The organism is Pseudomonas sp. CBC3, assembly GCF_037967085.1.
Classification (GTDB): Bacteria; Pseudomonadota; Gammaproteobacteria; order Pseudomonadales; family Pseudomonadaceae; genus Stutzerimonas.
Genome location: NZ_JBANEO010000001.1, coordinates 1281929 through 1306511 on the forward strand (window position 1 = coordinate 1281929; position 24583 = coordinate 1306511).

The 24583-nt window shown below is 62.3% G+C and carries 26 protein-coding genes; 16 read left to right on the forward strand and 10 right to left on the reverse strand.

The window, feature by feature from the left end; all coding sequences use genetic code 11:
- Nucleotides 1-40 precede the first annotated feature (40 nt).
- The 6 genes from V6943_RS05860 to V6943_RS05885 all read right to left on the reverse strand — a co-directional run bounded on the left by V6943_RS05860 (nucleotide 41) and on the right by V6943_RS05885 (nucleotide 4292).
- Entirely contained in the window at nucleotides 41-1051 is a 1011-nt protein-coding gene (locus V6943_RS05860) for an SDR family oxidoreductase (protein ID WP_340552869.1), read from the reverse strand.
- Nucleotides 1052-1273: 222 nt separating this feature from the next.
- The gene (locus V6943_RS05865) at nucleotides 1274-1726 is read right to left on the reverse strand and encodes a hypothetical protein (RefSeq protein WP_340552870.1); all 453 of its coding nucleotides are present in this window, start codon (nucleotides 1724-1726) and stop codon (nucleotides 1274-1276) included.
- A 33-nt stretch (nucleotides 1727-1759) separates the two neighbouring features.
- Entirely contained in the window at nucleotides 1760-2689 is a 930-nt protein-coding gene (locus V6943_RS05870; RefSeq protein ID WP_340552871.1) for a hypothetical protein, read from the reverse strand.
- A 21-nt stretch (nucleotides 2690-2710) separates the two neighbouring features.
- Nucleotides 2711-3196, reverse strand: coding sequence for a curli production assembly protein CsgB (locus V6943_RS05875; RefSeq protein WP_131651370.1), 486 nt, complete (start codon nucleotides 3194-3196; stop codon nucleotides 2711-2713).
- Nucleotides 3197-3306: 110 nt separating this feature from the next.
- Nucleotides 3307-3720, reverse strand: coding sequence for a CsgE family curli-type amyloid fiber assembly protein (locus V6943_RS05880; protein ID WP_131651371.1), 414 nt, complete (start codon nucleotides 3718-3720; stop codon nucleotides 3307-3309).
- Nucleotides 3708-4292 (reverse strand): helix-turn-helix transcriptional regulator, encoded by a 585-nt coding sequence (locus tag V6943_RS05885; protein WP_131651496.1) that lies wholly within the window; start codon nucleotides 4290-4292, stop codon nucleotides 3708-3710. Before V6943_RS05885 ends, V6943_RS05880 begins: the two co-directional genes overlap by 13 nt.
- Nucleotides 4293-4569: 277 nt before the next feature.
- Between V6943_RS05885 and V6943_RS05890 the strand changes: the two genes are divergently transcribed.
- From V6943_RS05890 to V6943_RS05900, 3 genes are all read left to right on the forward strand, one after another.
- On the forward strand, nucleotides 4570-6267 hold the full coding sequence (locus V6943_RS05890) for an OPT family oligopeptide transporter (RefSeq protein WP_340552872.1): 1698 nt from the start codon (nucleotides 4570-4572) through the stop codon (nucleotides 6265-6267).
- 204 nt (nucleotides 6268-6471) lie between these two features.
- Nucleotides 6472-6786, forward strand: coding sequence for a hypothetical protein (locus tag V6943_RS05895; RefSeq protein WP_177493066.1), 315 nt, complete (start codon nucleotides 6472-6474; stop codon nucleotides 6784-6786).
- A 127-nt stretch (nucleotides 6787-6913) separates the two neighbouring features.
- On the forward strand, nucleotides 6914-7198 hold the full coding sequence (locus tag V6943_RS05900) for a hypothetical protein (RefSeq protein ID WP_340552873.1): 285 nt from the start codon (nucleotides 6914-6916) through the stop codon (nucleotides 7196-7198).
- 62 nt (nucleotides 7199-7260) lie between these two features.
- On the opposite strand, the gene serA is transcribed toward V6943_RS05900, so the two are convergent.
- On the reverse strand, nucleotides 7261-8490 hold the full coding sequence (gene serA / locus V6943_RS05905) for a phosphoglycerate dehydrogenase (RefSeq protein ID WP_181102998.1): 1230 nt from the start codon (nucleotides 8488-8490) through the stop codon (nucleotides 7261-7263).
- A 196-nt stretch (nucleotides 8491-8686) separates the two neighbouring features.
- On the opposite strand from serA, the gene V6943_RS05910 reads away from it, so the two are divergent.
- From V6943_RS05910 to V6943_RS05925, 4 genes are all read left to right on the forward strand, one after another.
- Nucleotides 8687-10081 carry an FAD-binding oxidoreductase gene (locus tag V6943_RS05910; protein ID WP_340553039.1) on the forward strand — a complete coding sequence of 465 codons (1395 nt, stop codon included), beginning with the start codon at nucleotides 8687-8689 and terminating at the stop codon, nucleotides 10079-10081.
- Between the two features lie 71 nt (nucleotides 10082-10152).
- Nucleotides 10153-10818: a fumarylacetoacetate hydrolase family protein gene (locus V6943_RS05915; RefSeq protein WP_340552874.1), complete on the forward strand. Its 666-nt coding sequence runs from the start codon at nucleotides 10153-10155 to the stop codon at nucleotides 10816-10818.
- A 105-nt stretch (nucleotides 10819-10923) separates the two neighbouring features.
- Nucleotides 10924-11835: an SdiA-regulated domain-containing protein gene (locus V6943_RS05920; protein WP_340552875.1), complete on the forward strand. Its 912-nt coding sequence runs from the start codon at nucleotides 10924-10926 to the stop codon at nucleotides 11833-11835.
- A 107-nt stretch (nucleotides 11836-11942) separates the two neighbouring features.
- Nucleotides 11943-12854, forward strand: a complete 912-nt coding sequence (locus V6943_RS05925) for an SdiA-regulated domain-containing protein (RefSeq protein ID WP_340552876.1) — start codon at nucleotides 11943-11945, stop codon at nucleotides 12852-12854.
- Nucleotides 12855-12881: 27 nt separating this feature from the next.
- Here the strand turns inward: V6943_RS05925 and rpiA are convergent, their stop codons facing one another.
- Nucleotides 12882-13553: a ribose-5-phosphate isomerase RpiA gene (rpiA, locus tag V6943_RS05930; protein ID WP_340552877.1), complete on the reverse strand. Its 672-nt coding sequence runs from the start codon at nucleotides 13551-13553 to the stop codon at nucleotides 12882-12884.
- A 170-nt stretch (nucleotides 13554-13723) separates the two neighbouring features.
- Between rpiA and ilvA the strand changes: the two genes are divergently transcribed.
- Genes ilvA through V6943_RS05950 form a run of 4 tightly spaced genes read left to right on the forward strand, consistent with a single transcriptional unit; the run spans nucleotide 13724 to nucleotide 17432 of the window.
- Entirely contained in the window at nucleotides 13724-15238 is a 1515-nt protein-coding gene (gene ilvA, locus V6943_RS05935; protein WP_445324112.1) for a threonine ammonia-lyase, biosynthetic, read from the forward strand.
- 21 nt (nucleotides 15239-15259) lie between these two features.
- Nucleotides 15260-15700: a DUF2269 family protein gene (locus tag V6943_RS05940; protein ID WP_340552878.1), complete on the forward strand. Its 441-nt coding sequence runs from the start codon at nucleotides 15260-15262 to the stop codon at nucleotides 15698-15700.
- Nucleotides 15700-16968, forward strand: coding sequence for an SDR family oxidoreductase (locus tag V6943_RS05945; RefSeq protein WP_340552879.1), 1269 nt, complete (start codon nucleotides 15700-15702; stop codon nucleotides 16966-16968). Before V6943_RS05940 ends, V6943_RS05945 begins: the two co-directional genes overlap by 1 nt.
- A complete protein-coding gene (locus tag V6943_RS05950; RefSeq protein WP_340552880.1) occupies nucleotides 16965-17432 on the forward strand; it encodes a DUF2269 family protein in 468 nt (155 codons plus the stop codon). Before V6943_RS05945 ends, V6943_RS05950 begins: the two co-directional genes overlap by 4 nt.
- On the opposite strand, the gene V6943_RS05955 is transcribed toward V6943_RS05950, so the two are convergent.
- A complete protein-coding gene (locus tag V6943_RS05955) occupies nucleotides 17429-18082 on the reverse strand; it encodes a histidinol-phosphatase (protein ID WP_131651382.1) in 654 nt (217 codons plus the stop codon). The genes V6943_RS05950 and V6943_RS05955 overlap by 4 nt on opposite strands.
- Nucleotides 18083-18261: 179 nt before the next feature.
- Between V6943_RS05955 and V6943_RS05960 the strand changes: the two genes are divergently transcribed.
- Together V6943_RS05960 and ptsP are read left to right on the forward strand one after the other, a co-directional pair.
- On the forward strand, nucleotides 18262-18741 hold the full coding sequence (locus V6943_RS05960; protein WP_131651383.1) for an RNA pyrophosphohydrolase: 480 nt from the start codon (nucleotides 18262-18264) through the stop codon (nucleotides 18739-18741).
- Nucleotides 18742-18760: 19 nt separating this feature from the next.
- Nucleotides 18761-21034: a phosphoenolpyruvate--protein phosphotransferase gene (gene ptsP / locus V6943_RS05965; RefSeq protein WP_197445268.1), complete on the forward strand. Its 2274-nt coding sequence runs from the start codon at nucleotides 18761-18763 to the stop codon at nucleotides 21032-21034.
- Between the two features lie 150 nt (nucleotides 21035-21184).
- On the opposite strand, the gene V6943_RS05970 is transcribed toward ptsP, so the two are convergent.
- On the reverse strand, nucleotides 21185-21943 hold the full coding sequence (locus V6943_RS05970) for an NRDE family protein (protein WP_340552881.1): 759 nt from the start codon (nucleotides 21941-21943) through the stop codon (nucleotides 21185-21187).
- 112 nt (nucleotides 21944-22055) lie between these two features.
- On the opposite strand from V6943_RS05970, the gene V6943_RS05975 reads away from it, so the two are divergent.
- The 3 genes from V6943_RS05975 to V6943_RS05985 all read left to right on the forward strand — a co-directional run bounded on the left by V6943_RS05975 (nucleotide 22056) and on the right by V6943_RS05985 (nucleotide 24550).
- Complete coding sequence (locus V6943_RS05975; RefSeq protein WP_340552882.1) at nucleotides 22056-22838, forward strand: sulfite exporter TauE/SafE family protein; 783 nt, start codon at nucleotides 22056-22058, stop codon at nucleotides 22836-22838.
- 10 nt (nucleotides 22839-22848) lie between these two features.
- Nucleotides 22849-23649, forward strand: coding sequence for a prolipoprotein diacylglyceryl transferase (gene lgt, locus V6943_RS05980; RefSeq protein ID WP_131651387.1), 801 nt, complete (start codon nucleotides 22849-22851; stop codon nucleotides 23647-23649).
- Between the two features lie 106 nt (nucleotides 23650-23755).
- Nucleotides 23756-24550, forward strand: coding sequence for a thymidylate synthase (locus V6943_RS05985; RefSeq protein WP_131651388.1), 795 nt, complete (start codon nucleotides 23756-23758; stop codon nucleotides 24548-24550).
- Nucleotides 24551-24583 lie beyond the last annotated feature (33 nt).

Consider the following 24583-nt stretch of genomic DNA (forward strand, 5'->3'; position numbering starts at 1 on the left):
ACTGTCAAGACGGCGCAGCATGGGGCCGCGCCGTCACATGCTAGCGTCCGCGACGTCCTAGCATCGCGGCCAGCACCGCTGCGCCCACTGCCACGGCCACCGTTGTGGCGACAGGATGTTGCGTGGCGCGGGTGTAGAGGCTGCGCGTCAGCACCATCCCCGGATAATCGCCGCTGGCCTTGCCGTCGCCGGCGCGGCCGACATCGCTGGCATGCAGCGCGCCCTGTGGATGGCGATCCGGACGCCCGCTCTGGAGGGCATCGTAGACAAAGGTGCGGTTGATCCAGTCGGCCAGCCGTGGCGCGTTCTGCGCAAGCTTGGAAAGCAGCTTGGCGTTACCGATGTAGACGTCGCGCTGCGGGTGCTCGGCGGCATGCAGAATCGCCTGCGCGACCACCTCCGGCGAGTAGACCGGCGGCGGAAACACCGGCGCGCTGGGCAGGTAGTTCTTCGAGTGGTCCATGAACTGGGTGTCTGTCGAAGAAGGACGAACCAGAGTGACCGACACTGGCGTGCGCGACTTCTGCAGCTCGACCCGCAGCACGTCGCTCATAGCCTTTATTGCATGCTTGCTAGCGCTGTAGCTGGCATGAAACGGCAGGGCATTGGCGGACTCCACGCTGCCGATGTTTATCAACGCTCCGCCTTTTTCGCGCAGATGTTTCACGGCGATGGACGACCCGTAGTGTGTGCCCCAGAAATTGGTCTGCATGACCTGATAGTGGTCTTCGTCGCTGACCTCGTCGAAGCGCCCCCAGACCGAGCTACCGGCGTTGTTGATCCAAGTATCGAAGCCGCCGAAATGTTCAATGGTCTGGCGGGCAACATGTTCGAGCTGCTCGCGTTCACCGACATCGGCCATCACATGCAGGACCCGGTCGCCCGCGTTCAGGTCGCGCTGGATATCCGCCAGGGCGAGTTCGTTGCGTGCCACCAGCACCACGCGAGCGCCTTTTTCGACGGCCATGCGGGCCGTGGCCAGGCCGATGCCACTCGACGCGCCCGTTATTACGATGACCTGGTCATGCAAGGGTTTCAGGGAAATTCGCACCGGACCTCCTGGTGCCGGCGGCGCCGGCGATAGTGGATTGGCTCGGTAGAAGCCACGGGCCCGCTTGCGGTTCCAGAGAGGCGATGGATGGCAGCGCCCGGCGATGTCTGTCAGTCGAGATTATTCGAGTCATCCCAGCTGATGGATGCCAGCAGACGATTGCCAGAGTGAAATCGAAGTGCGCCGCAATGGAAGCCGAATGAGACGTGCTTGTCGCTGCGGCTATTGCAGGTCTGAACGGTCGTCCATCGGGCGAGCGGATGCCACTTGTGCTTCGGTTTGGCCAGGAGCGGTACCGGGCGGCGTGGATTGCGGTTGCGGGCTGGCAGGTGCCGTCGTCGGGTAGCTGCGTTGTATCGGCGCTTGCGGCTGGCCATCGATCGACCAGTTCAACACCGCCTCCAGTCGGCCATTTTCGGAAACGCTGACTCGATTGCTCAGCGGGCACTGACGGTTGCTGCCGCTGACCAGTTCGCCTGCCTGTCGCGAACGGTTGGTCCCGGCGGTACCGGTGGACATCACTTCCAATTGATAGCGCAGCTGGTGGGGCTGTTGGCTGATGAAGCATAGCCGCAAGCTGACGCGGCCGCTGCCATCGGGGGTCAGCTCAAGTTGTGCGTCGACCGGGGAGGGTGCGGCTGCCAATATCCAGGTCGCCAGCGCGGCGCTCAACATAACGATGCCCTATCTGTTTTTGCCGCCCGATGACTACTGCTGGTTGATTGTCGCCATGTTGCCGCTGCCGGTCTGCTGGATAATCGCGCTCACGCCTTCGGCGCTCTGCATGATGAACGCCTGGTTCGACGCGCCCAGCTGCGAAATCGCCGCCTGGCTGTAGGCAGTGATCTGGTTGATCGAAGCGAGGTTGTCCGTGCCGTTCTGCAGTACCGCGGCTTCGTTGCCTTCGTAGGCCTGAGCGATATCGATGCGGTTACCGCTGCCCGCTGATGAGCCCTGGATGCTCTGCCCTCGGCCGCTCTGCTCGACGGTGAGCAGGTTGTCATCGCCGCTCTGGCTGAAGTCGAGTTCGTTGAAGTAGCCCAGCTGCTGGACTTGTGCGACGTTGAATGTGCCGGTCTGTATCAGCTGTAGGCCGTTACCATCGTCCTGCTGGATGTTGGCGAGGTTCTCATCGCCGACTTGATAGACGGCCAGCGACGAGCCGTGGAACGAGCCGTTCTGAACGAAGCTGAGCGAGTTGCCATTGCCGATCTGGCTGGCCTGCGCATTGGCGAAGCCGGTCTGGGTGGCGGAGACGTAGTTGTCGTTGCCGATGCTGCTGATCTGCAGCTCGTTGACTCGCCAGGTCTGCTCGACTTCGGCGCGGTTGCCGTTGCCCTGCTGATAGACGCTCGCGGTGGAGAAATGGCTTTCGAGTGCCTGGTAGATCGAGGCGCTGTTGCCGTCGCCGAGCTGTTCGATACCCGCCTGGTTCGACTCGGCGATATCACCCTGGTAGATGCTGGCGTCGTTGACGTTGCCGTGCTGGCTGATGACGGCCTGGTTGAGCAGCCCGGTCTGATCGACAGCGGCGCTGTTGGTATCGCCGATCTGTTCGAGCTCGGCGCTGTTGTCCGCGTAGAGATCGCTGGCGGCCGCAAGCAGCACGGCAAGCGCGATGGGGTGCAAGTAGCGCATGTTGCTTCCTTTCAATTGTTATTAGTGTTGGACGATCTGAACGCGCTGCCCGCTTCCGTATTGAATGACGCTACTGCTCAGGCCGCTGCCGAGCTGTTCGATGCTGGCATTGTTGTCGGAGCCCACCTGGGCGATCGCGGCCTGGTTGTCGCTGCCGATCTGGCTGATGTCAGCCATGTTGCCTTGGCCGATCTGAAGGATGGTGGCCAGCTGGTTTTCGCCCTGCTGGAGAATGAAGGCCTGCTGGTCGCTGCCTTGCTGAACGATGCTGGACAGCTGGCTCTCGCCGAGCTGGTTGAGATCGGCCAGGTTGTCGCTACCTTGCTGCAGCACGTGCGCGGTCTGGCCATCGATCAGCTGTGGAGCAAGCGCCGTCGGATTGCTCAGGCCCAACGAACCGACGGCCAAGTCGGCGTTGTCCATCAGATCGGCGGCGTGAAGGGGGATGTTGGCAGTCAGCAGGAGGGCGGCGAACAAGCCGCGACGAACAAGCGCTAGACGTTCCATGCAGGCACCTCGAAATAGTGCTCGGATTCTTGATTGGCGGAGCGGGGCTGAACATCCATCGAACGGTGCAAAAAGGGTCAGCGGCGACGTGCGGTGCGGATTAATCCCTTTCATAGTTCGTCCCGATCCATGTCGAAGGTGTCCTGCAGCAGGTTTTGCAGCTTGCTGCGGCTGATGTCCTCAAGGATTACCCGCGCAGCGTCCTCTGCAATCGCCTCGATTTCGGTCATGTTCGGTTGTAGAAATCGGCGATAGACGGTACGCGGCCCATATTCCACCCAGACCAGGCTGCCCCAGCGCGCCGAGGGGCGCTCCCGAACGACCAGGTCGTTTTCCAGCTCTTCGGCGTCCTGCAGCTGGAAACTCAGATACCGGTGAAAGTCATGGCCGAAGCGGGAGATGGTGTTGTCGATGATCAACCCGCTCAGTTCCGCCTCGCTCCTAGCTTGGGCCGCTTGCTGCTCCTCTGCCTGCAACGGGCCGAGCAGGCAGCACAGCAGCAGGCCGAGTGTCAGGCGTGACATGACTCGGACCAGTCCAGCCGGCCACGTAACAGGAATGCCGCCTCGGCACGGTTGGAGGCGCCAATCTTGCGCAACAGGTTGTGAATATGGCTCTTGATGGTATGTGGGCTCAGGCACAGCTGTTCGGCTATCTCGGCATTGGACAGCCCTTTGCCCGCCAGGCTGAGAATCTCGCGCTCGCGCAAGGTCAATGACGGTTTGCTACCGGCCATCTGGCGCATGCGTCGCCACTGGCTGAGCAGGCGCTCGGTCAGGACCCGCGGTAGCCAGTCGCCGCCATCGAGCAATACCTGGATGCCATCGAGCAGGTGCTCACGCGTGGCGTGGCTGTAGAACACGCCACGAATGCCGGGGTGCTTGTCGACGAGCTGTTCGGCCTGTTCCGCAGCGATGTTCACCAGCGCAACGGGGGTTTGCTCGTCGAGCTGATCGATGAGTGTCGAAAGTTGTTCGGTCTGGCTGTTGCCCGCGTCGACCAGATAGAGATCGCTGGCGCCTCTGGAAACCTCTTCGAGCCGGTTAAGCGATACGTCCAGCTGGGCCTGCTCACCGAGAAAATGCTTGAAAAACAATCCCAAAAGCTCATTGCCGGTAAGCAGGGTGACGGTAGGCTGATGGGCTTCCAGGTGGGTGAGGTCCGCGTCGTCCATGTTCGATCCTTGGTATGGGCCGTTATGCTGCCGATGAAAAGTTACTAAACGACCGGCCGAAAATGCCGAAGTTCAGCGTTCAGGTGGGGATTAGGCTGGCATCTGCGTCCGGATGACGACAACCCGACGGACGGTTAAGGAAACGGCCAATGGGTTGAATTGACTAAGGTGAGTCAATCACCCATAGGATGGAGTCGGCATGAGCGGACCCACACGTGAACTCACACTCCGCGCATTGCTCACCGGCTTGCTGCTAGGCGCCGTGCTGACGCCTTCGAATATCTATTCAGGATTGAAGATCGGCTGGTCGTTCAACATGTCGATCATCGCGTTGCTGGTTGGCTTCGCCTTCTGGCAGAGCCTGTCGAGGATGCTGGGTCGGCCCGCCTGGACATTGCACGAGAGCAATATCAACCAGACTACCGCGTCGTCCGCGGCCTCGATCATCTCCAGTGGCCTGGTGGCGCCGATCCCTGCTTATACCCTGATGACCGGCCAGCAATTCGAAACTCTGCCGCTGATGGCCTGGGTGTTCTCGGTCAGCTTTCTCGGTATCTGGGTCGCCTGGTATCTACGGCCGTCACTGATCGTCGAGGCACAGCTGCGCTTTCCCGAAGGCATGGCGACGCTGGCGACCATGCAGCAGATCTACAGCCATGGAGCCGAAGCGGCTCGGCGTCTGCTGGTGCTGGGTTCGGCGGCAGCGCTGGCGGCCGCGGTCAAGCTGCTGGACAGCCTGTTGTGGACCTTGCCGCGCTGGGCGCCGAGTGCACAGCTGGAGCGCCTGACATTCAGTCTGGAACCATCGCTGTTGCTGGTGGGGTTCGGCGGAATCATAGGGTTACGCGTCGGCCTGTCGTTGCTGCTCGGCGCGGTGATCGCCTGGGGAATGCTCGCGCCGTGGTTGGTCGCGGAAGGCTTGGTGGCGATGCCTGCGGATGCCAGCGGGCCGCAATTCGCGTTGCTGATCGAGTGGCTGTTGTGGCCGGGGGTCAGCCTGATGGTCTGCGCCACGCTGACCTCGCTCGGGCTGCGTCTGCTGCGCGCGCGCCGGGATTCGGAGCGCCGCCTGTGGCTACGTCGGCCGGCTGCGCTGCCGCTACTCGGGCTGGTAGTGGCGGCGGGGTTGGTCGTGGTCCTGCAGATATCACTGTTCGGTATCCATGTGCTCATGGCTGCATTGTCGATTCCCCTGGCGTTGCTGCTGGCAATGGTGGCGGCGCGGGTGGTCGGCGCCACCGGCATCCCGCCGATCGGCGCCATCGGGCAGCTGTCGCAGCTGAGCTTCGCTGTGATTGCGCCCGGCCAGGTGGCGATCAATCTGATGAGCGCCAACACCGCCGGCGGCGCGGCGGGGCAATGCACTGACCTGCTCAACGACTTCAAGGTGGGCCATGCCATCGGTGCGGCGCCGTCGCGGCAGGCGATCGCGCAGTGCCTGGGAATCCTGATGGGCAGCCTGGTGGGGGTGTTGGTCTATCAGGTGCTGATCCCCGATCCGCAGACGATGCTGATCACGGCTGAATGGCCCGCACCGGCCGTCGCCACCTGGAAGGCGGTAGCCGAGGCGCTGACGGCGGGATTGAGCTCAATCGGCAGCGACATTCGCTGGGCGATTTTATGCGGTGCGCTTGCCGGCGTGCTGCTGGGCACGCTGGAAGGATCGCTGCCGGCCTGGCGTCTGCGCTGGCTGCCGAGTTCCGCGGCGCTGGGTCTGGCATTCATCATCCCGGCTTCTATTTCGCTGATGATGACGCTTGGCGCGCTGCTGGCCTGGCTGTTCGCGGCACGCTGGGGGCGTCTCGCCGAACGGTTTGTCATCGTCGCGGCAGCCGGACTGGTGGCGGGCGAGAGCATGGCCGGAATCGGCATCTCCTTGGCGCAATTGCTGAGCTGACGCGGAGCTGCGTTTGCTGATGATGGTGTTATCGCAGCGTCGATCAACGGTGACGCCATTGAGTGACTGACGAACGGTTGCCAGCAGCGAGAGCACTAGCTCGCACCTTTGCGCCGCAGGAAAGAATTTGTAATGCGCCCGGCGCAACCCCTGTGCCTAGCGGGTGCCCGAATAGAGGTAACGCCTCAAAAAAGGAGAGTGCACATGCAAACGAAAAAATTAGCGGCCTTGACCCTGGCCGGTTTGATGTCCACGGCTGTTTTCGCAGCAGGTAATGCTGATCATGACGGCACCACCCGCGGCGAAAGCATGAATGAATCGATGGATGGAACAATGACTGATGACACCCGTCCTGGAATGACCACCGGTACGGGTACCGGCACCGGAATGGGCACTGACGGAGGAGCCGGCGCTGGCACTGGTACCGGCGTCGGTGATACCACAGGCACCGGTGGCGGTGCTGGAACTGGAACCGGCACAGGCACAGGCACAGGCGGTACCGGCGGTGCGGGTAACTGATTTGGCCGCAACCAGATGAAAGCCCCGGCCTCCGGCTGGGGCTTTTTTGTTTGAGCAGCGCTGACGCCTATGTTTCGTTGAACCGCTGTCGCGCGAGGCGCCGAGCTGCCATTTTCAGGAGCGAGCCATGGACCTGCGTATTCCATTGTTTCTAGCAACCCTGGGGTTGGCGTCCACAGCTGTGGCGACCGGCACCGGTCCGACGCTGCCGGAGAAAAGCCGCGAACACCCGTTGGATAATCGCGAACCTCGGCAGGATGTCATCGAGCGGCAAGATGAAAGTGAATCCCTGCCGCGACCGCCGACGCTCGAAGCGCCGCCGCAAATACAGCCGGTCGAACCAGTCGAACAGCGGCCCCAATCGGATCCCGAGCGCCGCGGCGCCGACACCGGTTCCGCACCGACGAGCTGAACGTTGCCCATGAAAAAGGGAGGCCGAAGCCTCCCTGATTACTCACCCGCTGACTTGTCCGCTTAGAACAGTACGCGGCTGCGGATGGTGCCGTTGACGTGCTGGAGTTTCTCCAGCGCGAGATCGGAATATTCCTTGTCTACATCGATTACGACGTAGCCGACCTTCGCGTTCGTCTGCAGGAACTGACCGCAGATGTTGATGCCGTTGTCGGCGAAAACCTTGTTGATCTCGCTCATCACGCCAGGGATGTTCCGGTGGATGTGCAGCAGGCGATGCTTGCCCGGATGCGACGGCAGGGCGACTTCCGGGAAGTTGACCGAGGAAACCGAGGTGCCGTTGTCGCTGTACTTGACCAGCTTCTCCGCCACTTCCAGACCGATATTCGCCTGGGCTTCGGCGGTGGAACCACCGATGTGCGGCGTGAGGATGACGCGGTCCAGGCCACGCAGCGGGCTTTCGAATTCTTCGTCGTTGGACTTGGGCTCGACCGGGAACACGTCAATGGCTGCGCCGATCAGGTGCTCGTCCTTGATCGCGGCGGCCAGGTGGTCCAGCTCGACCACGGTGCCGCGCGCGGCGTTGATCAGGATGCCGCCCTTCTTCATGGCGCGGATTTCCTTCTCGCCGATCATCCACTGGGTGGAGGGCAGTTCCGGCACGTGCAGCGAGACGATGTCGCACATGCCCAGCAGTTCGTACAGCGAGCCGATCTGGGTCGCGTTGCCCAGCGGCAGCTTGGTCACCACGTCATAGAAGTACACCTGCATGCCCAGGCTTTCGGCGAGCACCGACAGCTGCGTGCCGATGGATCCGTAACCGATGATGCCCAGCTTCTTGCCGCGGATTTCGAAGGAGTTGGCCGCCGACTTGATCCAACCGCCACGATGGCAGGAGGCGTTCTTCTCGGGAATGCCGCGCAGAAGCAGGATGGCCTGGGCCAGCACCAGTTCGGCCACCGAGCGGGTGTTGGAATAAGGTGCGTTGAACACCGCGATACCGCGCTCGCGGGCGGCATTGAGATCGACCTGGTTGGTGCCGATGCAGAAGCAGCCAACGGCAATCAGCTTCTTGGCGCAGTCGAAGACCTCTTCGGTGAGCTGGGTGCGCGAGCGGATGCCGATGAAGTGGGCGTCCGCGATCTTTTCCTTCAGCTCGCTCTCGGACAGCGCGGTCTTGAGGTACTCGATATTGGAGTAGCCTGCGGCCTTGAGAGTGTCGACAGCGTTCTGGTGCACGCCTTCGAGGAGAAGGAACTTGATCTTGCTCTTGTCGAGAGAGGTCTGGCTCATCTGCGTTAAAACCTTAAGGCCGAGGGATAACTGAAGTGTCCAGCGAGGGCTGGCCGACCCGGTATTGGCGGTGTCGGAAGTCTGCCGAGGCACGTCTTAAAGGGGCTCGTATGCTAGCATACGGCCCCCTCGAAACACCCATATCCTGAGCTGAAGCGTACTCAGGGTGACCATGAATCGAATGAGAGTTCACATGATGACCGATGCCGTCCTGATCGATGAGCTGAAGACCCTGGTCGAGCCCGGCAAGGTACTGATCGATGCCGATTCGCTTAGTACCTATGGCAAGGATTGGACCAAGCACTTCGCCCCGGCGCCCTCGGCCATCGTTTTTCCGAAGTCCATCGAGCAGGTGCAGGCCATCGTGCGCTGGGCCAACGAACGCAAGGTCGCGCTGGTGCCGTCGGGGGGGCGCACCGGGCTGTCCGCAGCGGCCGTGGCGGCCAACGGCGAGGTGGTGGTCTCCTTCGATTACATGAACCAGATCCTGTCGTTCGACGAAATGGACCGCACCGTGGTCTGCCAGCCGGGCGTGATCACCGCGCAGCTGCAGCAGTTTGCCGAGGACAAGGGCCTGTACTACCCGGTGGATTTCGCTTCGGCCGGCTCCAGCCAGATCGGCGGCAACATCGGCACCAACGCCGGCGGCATCAAGGTGATCCGCTACGGTATGACCCGCAACTGGGTGGCCGGGCTGAAGGTCGTTACCGGCAAGGGCGACCTGCTGGAACTGAACAAGGACCTGATCAAGAACGCCACCGGCTATGACCTGCGTCAGCTGTTCATCGGCGCCGAGGGTACGCTGGGCTTCGTGGTCGAGGCGACCATGCGCCTGGAGCGCCAGCCGACCAACCTCACCGCCATGGTGCTGGGCACGCCGGACTTCGATTCGATCATGCCGGTGCTGCATGCCTTCCAGGACAAGCTGGACCTGACCGCCTTCGAGTTCTTCTCCGACAAGTGCCTGGACAAGATTCTCGGCCGCGGCGATATCCCGGCTCCCTTCGAGACCCGCGCGCCCTTCTATGCGCTGCTGGAGTTCGAGGCCACCACCGAAGCGCGCGCCGAGCAGGCGCTGGCGACGTTCGAGCATTGCGTCAATGAGGGCTGGGTGCTCGACGGCGTGATGAGCCAGAGCGAACAGCAGCTGCAGAACCTTTGGAAGCTGCGCGAGTACATCTCCGAGACCATCAGCCACTGGACGCCGTACAAGAACGACATCTCGGTCACCGTTTCCAAAGTGCCGGCCTTCCTTGCCGACATCGATGCCATCGTTACCGGCAACTACCCGGATTTCGAAGTGCTCTGGTACGGTCACATCGGCGACGGCAACCTGCACCTGAACATCCTCAAGCCCGAAGCGCTGTCCAAGGACGAGTTTTTCGACAAGTGCGCTTCGGTCAACAAGTGGGTATTCGAGACGGTCGAGAAGTACAACGGTTCGATTTCCGCCGAACATGGCGTCGGCATGACCAAGCGCGACTACCTGGAATACAGCCGTTCGCCGGCAGAAATCGCTTATATGAAGGCGATCAAGGCGGCGTTCGATCCGAACGGCATCATGAACCCCGGCAAGATATTCGCGGTATGAAGTAGGGCGGGTGTAACCCGCCAAGGGCATCGGCGGGTAGCACCCGCCCTACGGATCAAAAAGGATCTCCCATGACCTACAAACACCAGTACACCGATGGCACGCCGATCCATTACCCCCTGGGCAAGGTGGTCTGCATCGGTCGCAATTACGCCGAGCATGCCAAGGAACTGAACAATCCGGTGCCCACCGAGCCACTGCTGTTCATCAAGGCTGGCAGTTGCACGGTGCCGCTGGACAGCGGTTTCAGCATCCCGAGCGACCGCGGCGCGGTGCATTACGAAGCGGAAATCGCGGTGCTGATCGGCAAGCCGCTGTCGCGCAAGCCCAACGAGGAAGAGGTCCGCGATGCCATCTCCGGCTTCGCTCCGGCGCTGGACCTGACCCTGCGCGACGTGCAGGCGAAGCTCAAGGAAAAGGGCCACCCGTGGGAGATCGCCAAAAGCTTCGACGGTGCCTGCGTGCTGGCGCCGTTCGTGCCGGGCGATGCGGTACAGGATCTGACCGACATTGGTATTCGCCTGAGCATCAACGGCGAAGTGCGCCAGGACGGTAGCAGCAGCCAGATGCTCAATGCCGTCCTGCCGCTGCTGCAACACATCGCCGGGCATTTCAGCCTGCAACCGGGCGACGTGGTGCTGACCGGCACACCGGCGGGCGTCGGCCCGCTGAACCAGGGCGATCAACTGGTGCTCGAGCTCGTCGGGTTGTCTCGCTTCGAGAGCCACGTGCTCTGATCCAGTCCGGCCGGATGCGTGCACAACGTCCGGCCACATTTTCCATATCGCCACCTTCCTGGCTCGTGCTGTAATCCGGCGCCTCGTTCTTGTGTCGGTCCGTTCATGCCAGCCAAATCCTCACGCCGTTCCCGTCTGCGCCTGTCTCTTTATCTGCTGCTGGGTTTCACTGTTTTCGGAATAGTCACCGCTGGCTTGCTACTGCACTGGGACGATCAGTTGAAGCTTTACTGGCAGGAACAAACTACGGATGCCGAGCAACGTGCGGCGAGCATCTGGCTGCCTGATTACGAGCTGGTGCTGGAAACCACCCTGGCCGGCCTGGAGCAAGACGAAACCTCGGGCCTGACCTGGAGTCCCGCGACCGGCACGCTGTTCACCGTTACCGGACAGAACCCGCAGCTGGTGGAATTCACAACCGGTGGTGTGGTGCTGCGACGCATCCGGCTGACAGGCTTTTCCGATCCCGAAGCGGTTGAAGCGCTGGACGACGGACGATTGGCTATCGTCGACGAGCGCCGCCGGCTGGTGGCGGTGTTCCGGTTGGCTCCGGGCGTTGAAAGCCTGGATCTGGACGATCTCGCGCTTTATGACCTGGGCTTCGACGACGCGGGAAACAAGGGCTTCGAGGGGCTGGCCTGGAACCCGCGTACCCGGCGCATGCTGCTCGCCAAAGAGCGCGACCCGCAGGGGCTGTTCGAACTGCCATTTCCCGGTGAAGACGGCGCTGCCGGCGTGCTCGAGGCGCTGCCTGCTCAGCCGCTGCTGGTTCGTGATATTTCCTCGGTGGCCATCGACCCTCGAACCGGTCACACCCTAATGCTCTCCGATGAATCTCGGCTGTTGGTCGAACTCGACCTGCAGGGGCGGCCTAGTAGCTTCATCAGTCTGTTAGGCGGCCTCAATGGCCTGGTGGAAGGTATCGATCAGGCCGAAGGCGTTGCCATGGACGAGCGCGGCGACATCTATGTCGTCGGCGAGCCCAACCGCTTCTATGTCTTCAGCCGTAAGCGGTGACACCACTGCGGGCATTGATTTCAAGTCACCTACCGTCCCGCCTGTTAAGGTTCGGCTCAGGAATGAAGGCGCACAATCGCGATCCTTTCGTCTGGTCGGGTAGCAACATGCGTAGGGTTCTCAAGATATTTCTGGCTGCGATCGCCGCACTGATCCTGCTGCTTTCGGTCGCGGCTGGCGTGCATTACCAACTATTCGAGCGAGCCTGGTTCACGATCTCGCAATGGCATCAGGCCAATGAGCGCCCGGTCGCTTCGTTGTGGCTGCCGGACTATCGTGCCGTGATACAGGCCAGGCCCGTGCTGGGTATCGAAGACGACCTTTCTGCGCTGACCTACGACCCGGATCGCAAAAGCCTGATCGCGGTGACTAACGGCAATCCGCAACTGCTCGAACTCAGCCTGGAAGGGGAGCTGCTGCGGGCGATTCCGCTGGTGGGTTTCGGTGATCCGGAGGCGATCGAATATATCTCGCGTGGTGTTTATGTGGTCAGCGACGAGCGCCTGCAGCGACTGCTGCGTGTCGAGGTCGACGAGCAGACTCAATCGGTCGACGCCGCGAACGTGCAACAGTTATCGCTAGGTATCGGGCGGAACGGCAACAAGGGCTTCGAGGGGTTGGCCTATGACGTGGTAGGCAATCGCTTGTTCGTGGCCAAGGAGCGCGACCCGGTGCGGATTTACGAAATCACCGGTTTTCCCTTTGCCGAGGATAATCGACCGCTCTCCGTACACGTCAGTGAGAACCGCGAGCGGGACGCCGATCTCTTCCTGCGGGACTTGTCCAGCCTGCAATACCACGCGCAGAGCGGCCACCTGCTGGCGCTGTCCGACGAATCGCGTCTGGTGGTGGAGCTGGACGTAGCGGGCAAGCCCATCAGCAGCCTGTCGCTGAGTGCCAGCAAGAATGGTCTGGAAAAGGATGTGCCGCAGGCCGAAGGCATCGCCATGGGGCTGGACGGCACACTCTATATGGTCAGCGAGCCAAACCTGTTCTACGTGTTTCGCACGGGCGGTTAGCCCGCTCTTTTGAGCGGCTGAGCGGACTTAACGCTTTATCGTCTTCACCCCATCCTTGGTCCCCAGCAACAGCACGTCCGCCGGGCGCGCGGCGAACAAGCCGTTGGTGACCACGCCGACGATGTTGTTGATCTGCGCCTCGACATCAGGCGCGAAGCCGATCATGAGGTTGTGCACGTCGAGGATGACGTTGCCGTTGTCGGTCACGACGCCATCACGATAGACCGGGTCGCCGCCCAGCTTGACCAGTTCGCGTGCCACATGGCTGCGCGCCATGGGGATGACTTCCACCGGCAGCGGGAATTCGCCGAGGCGCTCGACCCGCTTGCTGCCATCGGCGATGCAGATGAAGGTCCGCGCCACCGCCGCGACGATTTTCTCGCGAGTCAGGGCCGCACCGCCGCCCTTGATCAATTCCAAGTGGTCGTTGGCTTCATCGGCGCCGTCGACATAGAACTCCAGCTCGGCGACCGAGTTGAGGTCGTAGACCGGAATGCCGTGGCCTTTCAGGCGTTCGGCAGTCGCCTCCGAGCTGGCCACAGCGCCATCGAAGAAGCCCTTGTGTCTGGCCAGCAGGTCGATAAAAAAGTTGGCGGTCGAGCCGGTGCCGACGCCAATGATGCTGCGGTCGTTGAGCTGCGGAACGATGAGGTCGACGGCGGCCTGGGCGACGGCCTGCTTGAGTTGATCCTGGTTCATGGCGTATGCGTCCGGTCGGGAGGGGCGAGGCGCAAAAGTATAGCGAGGCCGTGACGGCGGGTCTTGTTCGGTGGGGTTGTAATGGTGTTTTGCGTGCCGATTGTCGGTGGTCGGCGGGTTTTGTGCGGGGTAGACTCGTTGGCCCCGCAATGCCCGCCAAGATGCCCATCATGCTCGAACAGTACGTCAAAAAGATCCTCACCTCGCGCGTTTATGACGTCGCGGTGGAAACCCCGCTACAGCCCGCACGCCAGCTCTCCGAGCGGCTCAGTAACCAGATTCTGCTCAAGCGCGAGGATCTGCAGCCGGTGTATTCCTTCAAGATTCGCGGCGCCTATAACAAGCTGGCGCAGCTGTCGCCCGAAGAGCTAGCGCGTGGCGTGGTCACCGCCTCGGCCGGCAATCATGCTCAGGGCTTGGCGCTGGCCGCGCGTGAACTGGGGATCAAGGCGACCATCGTCATGCCGCGCACTACGCCGGAGCTCAAGGTACAGGGCGTGCGCGCCCGTGGCGGCAAAGTGGTGCTGCATGGCGATGCGTTTCCCGAGGCGCTGGCCTACTCGCTGAAGCTGGTTGAAGAGAAGGGCTACGTCTATATCCATCCCTATGACGATCCGCACGTGATCGCCGGACAGGGCACCGTGGCGATGGAAATTCTCCGCCAGCATCAGGGCCCGCTCGATGCGGTGTTCGTACCGGTGGGTGGCGGCGGTCTGATCGCCGGCGTGGCGGCTTACATCAAATACCTGCGACCGGAAACCAAGGTCATCGGTGTCGAACCGGACGATTCCAATTGCTTGCAACAGGCGATGGCGGCGGGCGAGCGCGTGGTGCTGTCGCAGGTGGGGCTGTTCGCCGATGGTGTCGCGGTGGCCCAGATCGGCGAGCATTGCTTCGAGGTTTGCAAAGATTATGTCGACGAGGTGATTACCGTCAGCACCGATGAGATTTGCGCGGCGATCAAGGACATCTACGATGACACCCGCTCGATCACCGAGCCGGCGGGCGCCCTCGCGGTGGCTGGGATCAAAAAGTACGTCGAGCGCGATGGCGTAACCAAGCAGGTGCTGGTGGGTGTCGATTCGGGTGCCAACGTCAACTTCGACCGCTTGCGGCACGTCGCCGAACGCGCCGAGCTGGGCGAGAAGCGCGAGGCGATCATCGCCGTGACCATCCCCGAGCAGCCGGGCAGCTTCAAGGCGTTCTGCGAGGCCCTCGGCAAGCGTCAGATCACCGAATTCAATTACCGCTATCACCAGGATCGCGAGGCGCACATTTTCGTTGGCGTGCAGACGCATCCGGAACACGATCCGCGCGCGGCGCTGGTCGAAGGGCTGCGGGCCAAGGGCTTTCCGGTGCTCGATCTCACCGACAATGAACTGGCCAAGCTGCACACGCGTCATATGGTGGGCGGGCATGCGTCCGGCGTCAGCGACGAGGTGGTGTTTCGCTTCGAATTTCCGGAGCGGCCGGGTGCGCTGTTCAACTTCCTCAATAACCTGGGTGGGCGCTGGAATATTTCGATGTTCCATTACCGCAACCACGGCGCGGCGGATGGTCGCGTGGTGGCGGGTATGCAAGTGCCGGCCGACGAGCGCCACCTGCTGCCGGCCGCGCTGGACAAGATCGGCTATCGCTACTGGGACGAGACGGACAACCCGGCCTATCAGCTATTTCTCGGCTGACCAGCCGTACCGCGAGGATCCATGGAACATTATCAACTGCTGAATATCGTGCACGCCGCGCTGGCGATCATTCTGACGCTCGGTCTGATTGCCCACATCGCGATGCTGTGGAAGGCCTGGCGGCGTGCCGACTCGGCCGTGCTGCAGCAGAAGCTGCGAAGAACGCGCCTGATGTCGCTGCCGCTGCTTGCAGTAATGGCGTTGTCGTTGCCTGTGACCGGCTGGTGGCTGGCGCATTTGGCCGGCTTTCCGCTCGGTCAGCTGTGGTTGCTCGCCAGCTCGGTGCTGTTTTTGCTGCTGGTGCCGCTCGGGTTGTTGCTCAGCGGTCGTCTGCGGGCCTGGCAGGGGCTGGGTGATACGCCGGCACCAGCGTCGCTTCCGCGTTTTGCGCTGGTCTATGCCGGCCTGATTCTGCTGATTCTGATCGCCATCATGGGCCTGATGGGGGCCAAGCCGGTCTGATGCGCATCCTGCTGGTGGGTGCCGGGGGCTTCATTGGCCGGCATCTGCTGCGGGCGTTGCATGCCGAAGGCCATCAGCTGTTCGCGACTTCGCGTTCGGGGCAGGGCACCGAACTCCCCGGGGTGCGCTGGCTGCCGCTGGAGCTCGCCAATCTGCCCAGCCAGTCTGAACATTTCGACTGGCCGGGTGGTATTGATCTGCTCATCAATGCCAGCGGCGTACTCAGCGCTGACGCGCATCACCTTAGCGAAGTGCAGGATCGTGGCGTACGTGCGCTGTTCGATCTTGCGGTACGTAACGGCGCGCGCATTCTTCAGCTGTCCGCACTGGGTGCGGGAGAGCAGCGGGATGTGCCTTTTCTGGCCAGCAAGGCCGCTGCCGACGACTACCTTCTCTCATTGCGAGTGCCCGCCGTGGTGCTGCGTCCATCGCTGGTGCTTGGCGAGGGCGGGGCGAGCAGCGGCTGGCTGAGTCGTCTTTCGCCCTGGCCGCTGATTCCGTTGCTCGATACCCAGGCGCGGGCGCAGCCGCTACATATAGATGATCTTGTCGCGGCGGTGCTTGGATTGCTGCGCCAGTGGCCGGAGCAGCCTTGCATCGTGCCGCTGGTGGGCCCTGAAACGATGACCCTGCCGCAGTTGATCGATCGGCTGCGTGCCGCCCAGGGCTGGCATCCGGCGCGCTATGTCCAGGTGCCGGCAGTGGTTATCGGCTTGGGCGCACGGCTCGGTGATCGGCTGGGTTGGCGCGCGCTCAATTGCCAGACGTTGATACTGGCTCAACGCGACAACCTCGCTCCGTTGGATGCGATGAAAACTATCTGTGGCTGCGCAGCGGCGCCGTTGGCGAGCCGGCTGATCGACTGGCCTCGACGCGAACAGAGCGTGGCCATGGCGTTGCGTCCGTTGCTGCTCGCGACGCTAGTGTTGATCTGGCTGGGCACCGCGCTGGTCTGCCTCGGCCCGGGCTACGACTGGGGACTGCGCATCATGGCCGAGATCGGCGTGCAGGGCTGGCAGGCCGCCGCCGCGGTGATCGCCGGTGCGCTGGTCGACGCCGCGCTCGGGGTTGGCCTGCTGCTGCGGTGTTGGCGCCGTCACGCCCTGCGTGCGCAGCTGGCATTGATGCTTGGCTACATGCTGATCATCAGCCTATGGCTGCCACATTACTGGTTCGATCCGTTCGGCGCGGTGGCCAAGAATATGGTGCTGCTGGTCGCTACCTTGTGGCTGCTGTGGACCGAGCCAGTATCGGAGAAACGACGATGAGCCTGTATCTGTTGCTGAAGACGCTGCACATCTTGTCCTCGACGGTGCTGTTCGGCACCGGGCTGGGGTCGGCTTACTACAGTTGGCGCGCCTGGCGTAGTGGGAAGGTCGAGGTGATCGCCGTGACCTTTCGCCATCTGGTGTTCGCCGACTGGGCATTCACCGCGACCACGGCGGTCATCCAGCCGGTCAGCGGATTGGCATTGGTGCATCTTGCAGGCTTCGACCTGAGCCAGCCCTGGCTGATGTGGAGCATTGCGCTCTATGTACTGGCCGGTGCCTGCTGGCTGCCGGTGGTGTGGTTGCAGATCCGCGTGCACAAGCTGGCCGAACAGGCGCTGCGAGACGGCATGCCGTTGCCAGCCGAGGCGTTCCGTTACATGCGCTGGTGGTTCGCCCTCGGCTGGCCGGCGTTCATCTCGTTCGTCGTGATCTTCTACCTGATGGTGGGCAAGGGTGCCTAGCGCAGGCTGATGATGCCCCAGCCGCGCTGCTGCGCGATCTCACGCAGGGTCGGGTCGGGATCGACCGCAACCGGATGGCTGACCCGCTCGAGCAGCGGCAGGTCGTTGCGCGAGTCGCTATAGAAGTAAGCGTCATCCAGGCTCTGGTCGTTTTCCTCCAGCCAGCGCTCGATCCGCGTGACCTTGCCTTCCTGAAAACAGGGCACATCGGTGAGGCGACCGGTATAGCGACCGTCGGCCATCTCGCATTCGGTGGCCAGTAGCGTATCGACGCCCAGGCGCTTGGCGATCGGCCCGGTGATGAAGCGGTTGGTGGCGGTGATGATCACCACCCGATCGCCAGCCTCGTGATGCTGACGCACCAGTGCCTCGCCCTTGGCCAGCACGATGGGTTCGATATGGTCGCGCATGAACTCGCCGTGCCACTGCTCCAGCTGCGCCATCTCGCTGCGCCCCAGCAGCTCCTGGCAGAAGTTCTGATACGCCAGTACGTCCAGCTCGCCGGCCAGATAATCCTGATAGAAGGCATCGTTGCGGGCCCGATAATCGGTAGCGTCGACCAGGTTGCGCTGGCAGAGGAATTCGCCCCAGGCATGGTCGCTGTCACCGGCCAGCAGGGTGTTGTCGAGATCGAATAGAGCCAGGCGCACGCTGCGTTCCTCGGAGCGATGAAGGGACGCGAAGCATAGCGGGATTGCCCGGCGCATGGCACCTGCAAGGCGTCGAACGGACCCCGGAGACGGTTGATGATCGGCATGCTCAGCGCGCTTTCTGCTTATCGTCTTTTTGTGGAACAATGCCGCGACATGCGTTTGCGAGGTTGTATGCCGTGATCGACTCCGATGGTTTTCGCCCCAATGTCGGCATCATCCTGACCAATGATGACGGGCAGGTGTTGTGGGCCCGGCGGATTAATCAGGACGCCTGGCAATTTCCGCAGGGCGGTATCAATCCGCGCGAGACGCCGGAAGAGGCGCTTTACCGCGAACTTAACGAAGAAGTCGGGCTGGAACAGCAGGACGTGAAGATCCTCGCCTGCACGCGAGGCTGGCTGCGTTATCGTCTGCCGCAACGCCTGGTGCGTACTCATAGCCAGCCGCTGTGCATAGGACAAAAGCAGAAGTGGTTTCTGCTGCGCCTGACCGGCGCCGAGGACCGGGTGCGCATGGATCTGACCGGCAAACCCGAATTCGATGGCTGGCGCTGGGTTAGCTACTGGTACCCACTGGGCCAGGTCGTTACCTTCAAGCGCGAGGTTTATCGTCGCGCCTTAAAAGAACTCGCCCCGCGCCTGATGGCGCGGGACTGACGGGAGAAAGCCTCTGAGCATGCTCGGCACGCTGCGCAAGATTGTCCAGGAAGTGAATGCCGCCAAGGACCTCAAGGCGGCATTGGGCATTATCGTGCTGAGAGTTCGTGAGGCCATGGGCAGCCAGGTCTGCTCGGTCTATCTGCTCGACCCCGAGTCTGGCCGTTTCGTCCTGATGGCCACCGAGGGCCTGAACAAGAAAGCCATCGGCAAGGTCAGCATGGCCCCGAACGAGGGCCTGGTCGGTCTGGTCGGTACCCGTGAGGAACCGCTCAATCTCGAACACGCCTCCGAGCATCCCCGCTACCGCTATTTCGCCGAAACCGGAGAGGAGCGCTACGCCTCGTTCCTCGGTGCGCCGATCATCCACCATCGGCGGGTGATGGGCGTGCTAGTCATTCAGCAGAAGGAACGGCGCCTGTTCGACGAGGGCGAAGAAGCCTTCCTCGTGACCATGAGCGCGCAGCTTGCGGGCGTCATCGCCCATGCCGAGGCGACCGGCTCGATTCGTGGCCTCGGTCGGCAGGGCAAGGGCATTCAGGAAACCCGCTTCATCGGCATTCCAGGTGCGCCGGGCGCGGCCGTGGGAACAGCGGTGGTGGTGCTGCCACCGGCCGATCTGGACGTGGTGCCGGATAAGACGATCAATAACGTTCCGGCCGAGCTCGAACTGTTCGAAACCGCGCTCGAGGCGGTACGCGCCGATATGCGTGCGCTGTCGGAGAAACTCGCCACGCAGATGCGCAAAGAAGAGCGCGCGCTGTTCGACGTTTACCTGATGATGCTCGACGACTCCGCTCTCGGCGGCGAGGTAACCAAGGTCATCCGCACCGGCCAATGGGCTCAGGGGGCCTTGCGCCAGGTGGTCGGTGATCATGTCGCACGTTTCGAGATGATGGACGATGCCTATCTGCGCGAGCGTGCCTCGGACGTCAAGGATATCGGCCGGCGTCTGCTCAGCTATCTGCAGCAGGCACGCCAGCAGACCCTGACCTACCCGGACAAAACGATCCTGGTCAGCGAGGAGCTGTCCCCGGCCATGCTCGGCGAAGTGCCGGAAGGCAAGCTGGCGGGCATGGTGTCGGTGCTGGGTTCGAGCAACTCCCATGTCGCCATCCTGGCGCGTGCCATGGGCATTCCCACGGTGATGGGAGCGGTAGACCTGCCGTATTCGAAGGTCGATGGCATCGAGCTGATCATCGACGGTACGCGCGGCGAAATCATCACCAACCCGGCCAAGGTGCTGCGCGAACAATACCTCGTCCTCGCCGAGCAGGAGCGCCAGCTCTCCGAAGGTCTGGACATCCTGCGCGAGTTGCCCTGCGAAACCACCGATGGCGTGCGCATTCCGTTGTGGGTCAATACCGGTCTGCTGGCCGACGTGGTGCGTGCGCAAGAACGCGGCGCCGAAGGCGTCGGCCTGTATCGCACCGAAGTGCCCTTCATGATCAAGGAGCGCTTCCCCAGCGAAAAGGAGCAGATGGCGATCTATCGCGAGCAGCTGGAGGCCTTCCATCCGCTGCCGGTCACCATGCGCACCCTGGATATCGGGGGCGACAAAAGCCTGCCGTATTTCCCGATCAAAGAAGAGAATCCTTTCCTCGGCTGGCGCGGCATCCGCGTCACGCTGGATCACCCCGAGATCTTCCTGCTGCAGACCCGCGCGATGCTCAAGGCCAGTGCCGGGTTGAACAACCTGCGCATTCTGCTGCCGATGATTTCCGGCACTCACGAGCTGGAAGAAGCCCTGCACCTGATCCACCGTGCCTGGGGCGAGGTGCGGGATGAAGGCACGGACGTCGAGATGCCGCCGATAGGCGTGATGATCGAAGTGCCGGCGGCGGTCTATCTGACGCGCGAGCTGGCGCGCCAGGTGGACTTTCTTTCGGTGGGTTCGAATGACCTGACGCAGTATCTGCTGGCGGTCGACCGCAACAATCCGCGCGTCGCCGATCTCTACGATTATCTGCACCCGGCGGTACTCGAGGCGTTGCAGCGCATCGTTCGCGAGGCTCACGACGAGGGCAAGCCGGTGAGCATCTGTGGCGAGATGGCCGGTGATCCCGGTGCTGCCATCCTGCTGCTGGCGATGGGTTTCGACAGCCTGTCGATGAACGCCACCAACCTGCCGAAAGTGAAGTGGCTGCTGCGCCAGATCAGTTCATCCATGGCTCGCGAGCTGCTGGCCAAGGTGATGGTGATGGACAGCCCGCAGGTGATTCACGCCACGGTGCAGCTGACCCTGCGTAACCTTGGCCTGGATCGCATGGTCAACCCGTCGGCGGCGATCTAGGTCCTGAATCAGGGGCTTGGCTGTTTAATCTGCCGACGCCTTTACCGCCGGATTGCGTAACCGCGCCTCGCCTTAGTCCTGCTATGACTCGTCGCGGCGCCTGGCCCTTGTACGAAATTCATTCGCCAGCTCTTGAACGAACTTCAGACTCTAGCCCAGCAATGGCGGGAGACTGATGCGGCTCTCGCCTAGCGCACCGGCTGGGCCGAAGCGGCGCTCGATGATCTCCGCCGAGCCATCGGCGCGGCGAAGCAGTGCGGTGCTTGCGCGGGTTCCGTAATCGGCGCAGGCGATGAACACGCTGGACAGCCTCTTTTCCCATTCGTACGGCACGCCGGTGTTGGGCAGGTCGGCGTCTGCGGCAAGCTGCGCGTCGCTCAACAGCCGGAGCAGATCATCCGCTTTCGGTGCTCCCAGGCATTCATGTAGTGCCGAGCGGGCCCGCACCAGTTTCGGCCAGGGGGTGTTCAATGCCGCGTTGGATAATCCATAAACGCCGGCGGACAGCTGTTCCGGTATTCCGATGTGCGAATTGAGATACCAGAGTTGATGCGCGTCGCCTACCAACAGATTGAATCCGGAATAGTGCTGCAGGTTGCCGGCCAGCTCGATTAGATAAGCCTCTGGCGACAGCTGGCCGAGTAGAAAGCGCTCCGGCAACTCGCCCCGTGAGCGCGTTCCGAGAGGTGTTCCAGGCGCCCGAATATTCGTCAGCGCGGCGAAACGACCAGCAGGCCCTACGCCCATCCAGGTACCGCCGGCCTGCAGATCGCGCCCCGCGACGATGTGCGGCGCGTCGTCCCAATAGCCCAGAGGCTGGCTTGGGCGCGCATGAAACTCGTCACGGTTGGCCGCGACGATCAGCGGTAGCGCATGGGTCGGGCGCCAGGCGAATACGATCAGGCACATAGGCTTGCTCAGCTGAAAGCTTGAAGCCATAAGCTTGAAGCCAAGCAGCCCGGATCGGCAACCTGTTCCAGCTTTTCAGCTACCATGCCGCTTTGTTTTTTAGGACGGTCCGATGGAGTTCGTGCTTTATCTGCTGCTTGGCGGATTCGCTGGTGTGCTGGCCGGACTGTTCGGTGTTGGTGGCGGGATGATCATCGTCCCGGTGCTGGTGTTCAGCTTTACCCTGCAAGGTTTCGATCCGCAGATACTGACCCATCTGGCCGTCGGCACATCGCTGGCGACGATCATCTTCACTTCGCTGAACTCGATCCTAGCCCACCACCGCAAGGGCGCAGTGCAATGGCCGGTGGTGCTGTGGATGACCTTCGGCATCCTGCTCGGCGCTGCGTTGGGCAGCGTTACTGCCGCCTCGATTCAAGGGCCGATATTGCAAAAAATCATCGGCGTGTTCGCCATAGCCATGGCGATCCAGATGGCCTTCTCGTTGCAGCCCAAGGCCAGCGGTGGCGTGCCCGGCAAGCCTGGGCTGACGCTGGCGGGGGTGGTGGTTGGCTGGGCTTCGGCGATCTTCGGGATTGGCGGGGGCTCACTGACAGTGCCCTTCCTCAGCTGGCGCAGCGTGCCGATGCAGCAAGCCGTCGCGACGTCCGCGGCCTGCGGTTTACCCATCGCCCTCGTCGGCGCGTTGAGTTTTGTAGTGGTCGGCTGGCAGGATGCGCATCTACCGGAATGGAGCTTCGGTTTCGTCTATCTGCCGGCAATGGTGGGTATCGCGATAACCAGCATGTTCTTCGCCCGCATCGGTGCGCAGCTGGCGCATCGGCTGTCGGCGCCGATGCTCAGGCGCCTGTTTGCGCTGTTGCTGCTTTGCGTTGGTATCAACTTCTTGATCTGAGGAAACCCGGATGTTGCCTTATCCGCAGATAGACCCAGTAGCTGTCTCGCTCGGACCGCTGCAGATTCACTGGTACGGCCTGATGTACCTGATCGGCATTGGCGGCGCCTGGCTGCTCGCGTCGCGCCGGTTGCACCGCTTCGAACCCAGCTGGAACAAGGACAAGCTTTCCGATCTTGTCTTCTGGGTCGCCATGGGCGTGATCGTCGGCGGGCGGCTGGGCTACGTGCTGTTCTACGATCTGGCTGCCTACCTCAACGACCCGAGTTTGATCCTGCAGGTCTGGAAGGGCGGCATGTCGTTCCATGGCGGCCTGATCGGCGTGTTGCTGTGCACTTGGATCTTCGCGCGGCGTAACGGCAAGAGCTTCTTCGAACTGATGGATTTCATCGCGCCGTTCGTACCCATCGGCCTGGGCGCCGGACGCATCGGCAACTTCATCAATGCCGAGTTGTGGGGCAAGGCGACGGATGTGCCCTGGGCGATGGTGTTCCCCACCGATCCGCAGCAACTCGCGCGGCACCCCTCGCAGCTCTACCAATTCGTACTGGAAGGCGTGGCGCTGTTCGTCATTCTCTGGATTTATTCGAGCAAGCCGAGGCCAACCATGGCGGTGTCCGGGCTGTTCGCGGTGTGCTACGGCATCTTCCGCTTCATCGTCGAATTCGTACGAGTGCCCGATGCCCAACTCGGCTACCTGGCCTTCGGCTGGCTGACCATGGGGCAGGTATTGTGCGTGCCGATGGTGCTGATCGGCCTCGGCATGATCGCCTGGGGCTACCGCCACGAGCCGGCCAAGGCGTCGGCCTGACGCCATACGCCCGGCTTGTCGCCAAGCGCAAGACAAGCCGGGCGCCGGCTCTTACTATTCACAGGTTTCCTTTCACCGCGCCTCGGCGCCCGCTTCGAGCCCATCGATGAAACAGTATCTCGACCTGATGCGCCATGTGCGCGAGAACGGCACTTTCAAGAGCGATCGCACCGGCACCGGCACTTACAGCGTGTTCGGCCATCAGATGCGCTTTGACCTGGCCGACGGTTTCCCGCTGGTGACCACCAAGAAATGCCACCTCAAATCCATCATTCATGAGCTGCTGTGGTTCCTGCAGGGTGATACCAACGTGCGCTATCTGCAGGAAAACGGCGTGCGCATCTGGGACGAATGGGCCGACGAGAATGGCGAACTCGGTCCGGTCTACGGTTACCAGTGGCGCAACTGGCCGGCGCCCAATGGGGAGTCGGTCGACCAGATCGCCAAGCTGATTGACATGATCAAGAGCAATCCAGACTCCCGCCGGCTGATCGTATCGGCCTGGAACCCGGCGCTGGTCGACCAAATGGCACTGCCGCCGTGTCATGCGCTGTTCCAGTTCTATGTCGCCGACGGCAAGCTCAGCTGCCAGCTGTACCAGCGCTCGGCAGACATCTTCCTCGGCGTGCCCTTTAACATCGCCAGTTACGCACTGCTGACGCTGATGGTGGCGCAGGTCTGCAATCTGCAGCCGGGCGAGTTCATCTGGAGCGGCGGCGATTGCCATCTGTACGCCAATCATCTGGAGCAGGCCGATCTGCAGCTGACGCGTGAGCCGCTGCCGCTGCCGACGATGAAGCTCAATCCCGAGGTCAAAGACCTGTTCGCCTTCCGTTTCGAGGATTTCGAGCTGGTTGGCTATGAAGCGCATCCGCACATCAAGGCGCCCGTGGCGGTTTGATATCGGACTTTGGTCGGGTTCTTCCTGGGCGAT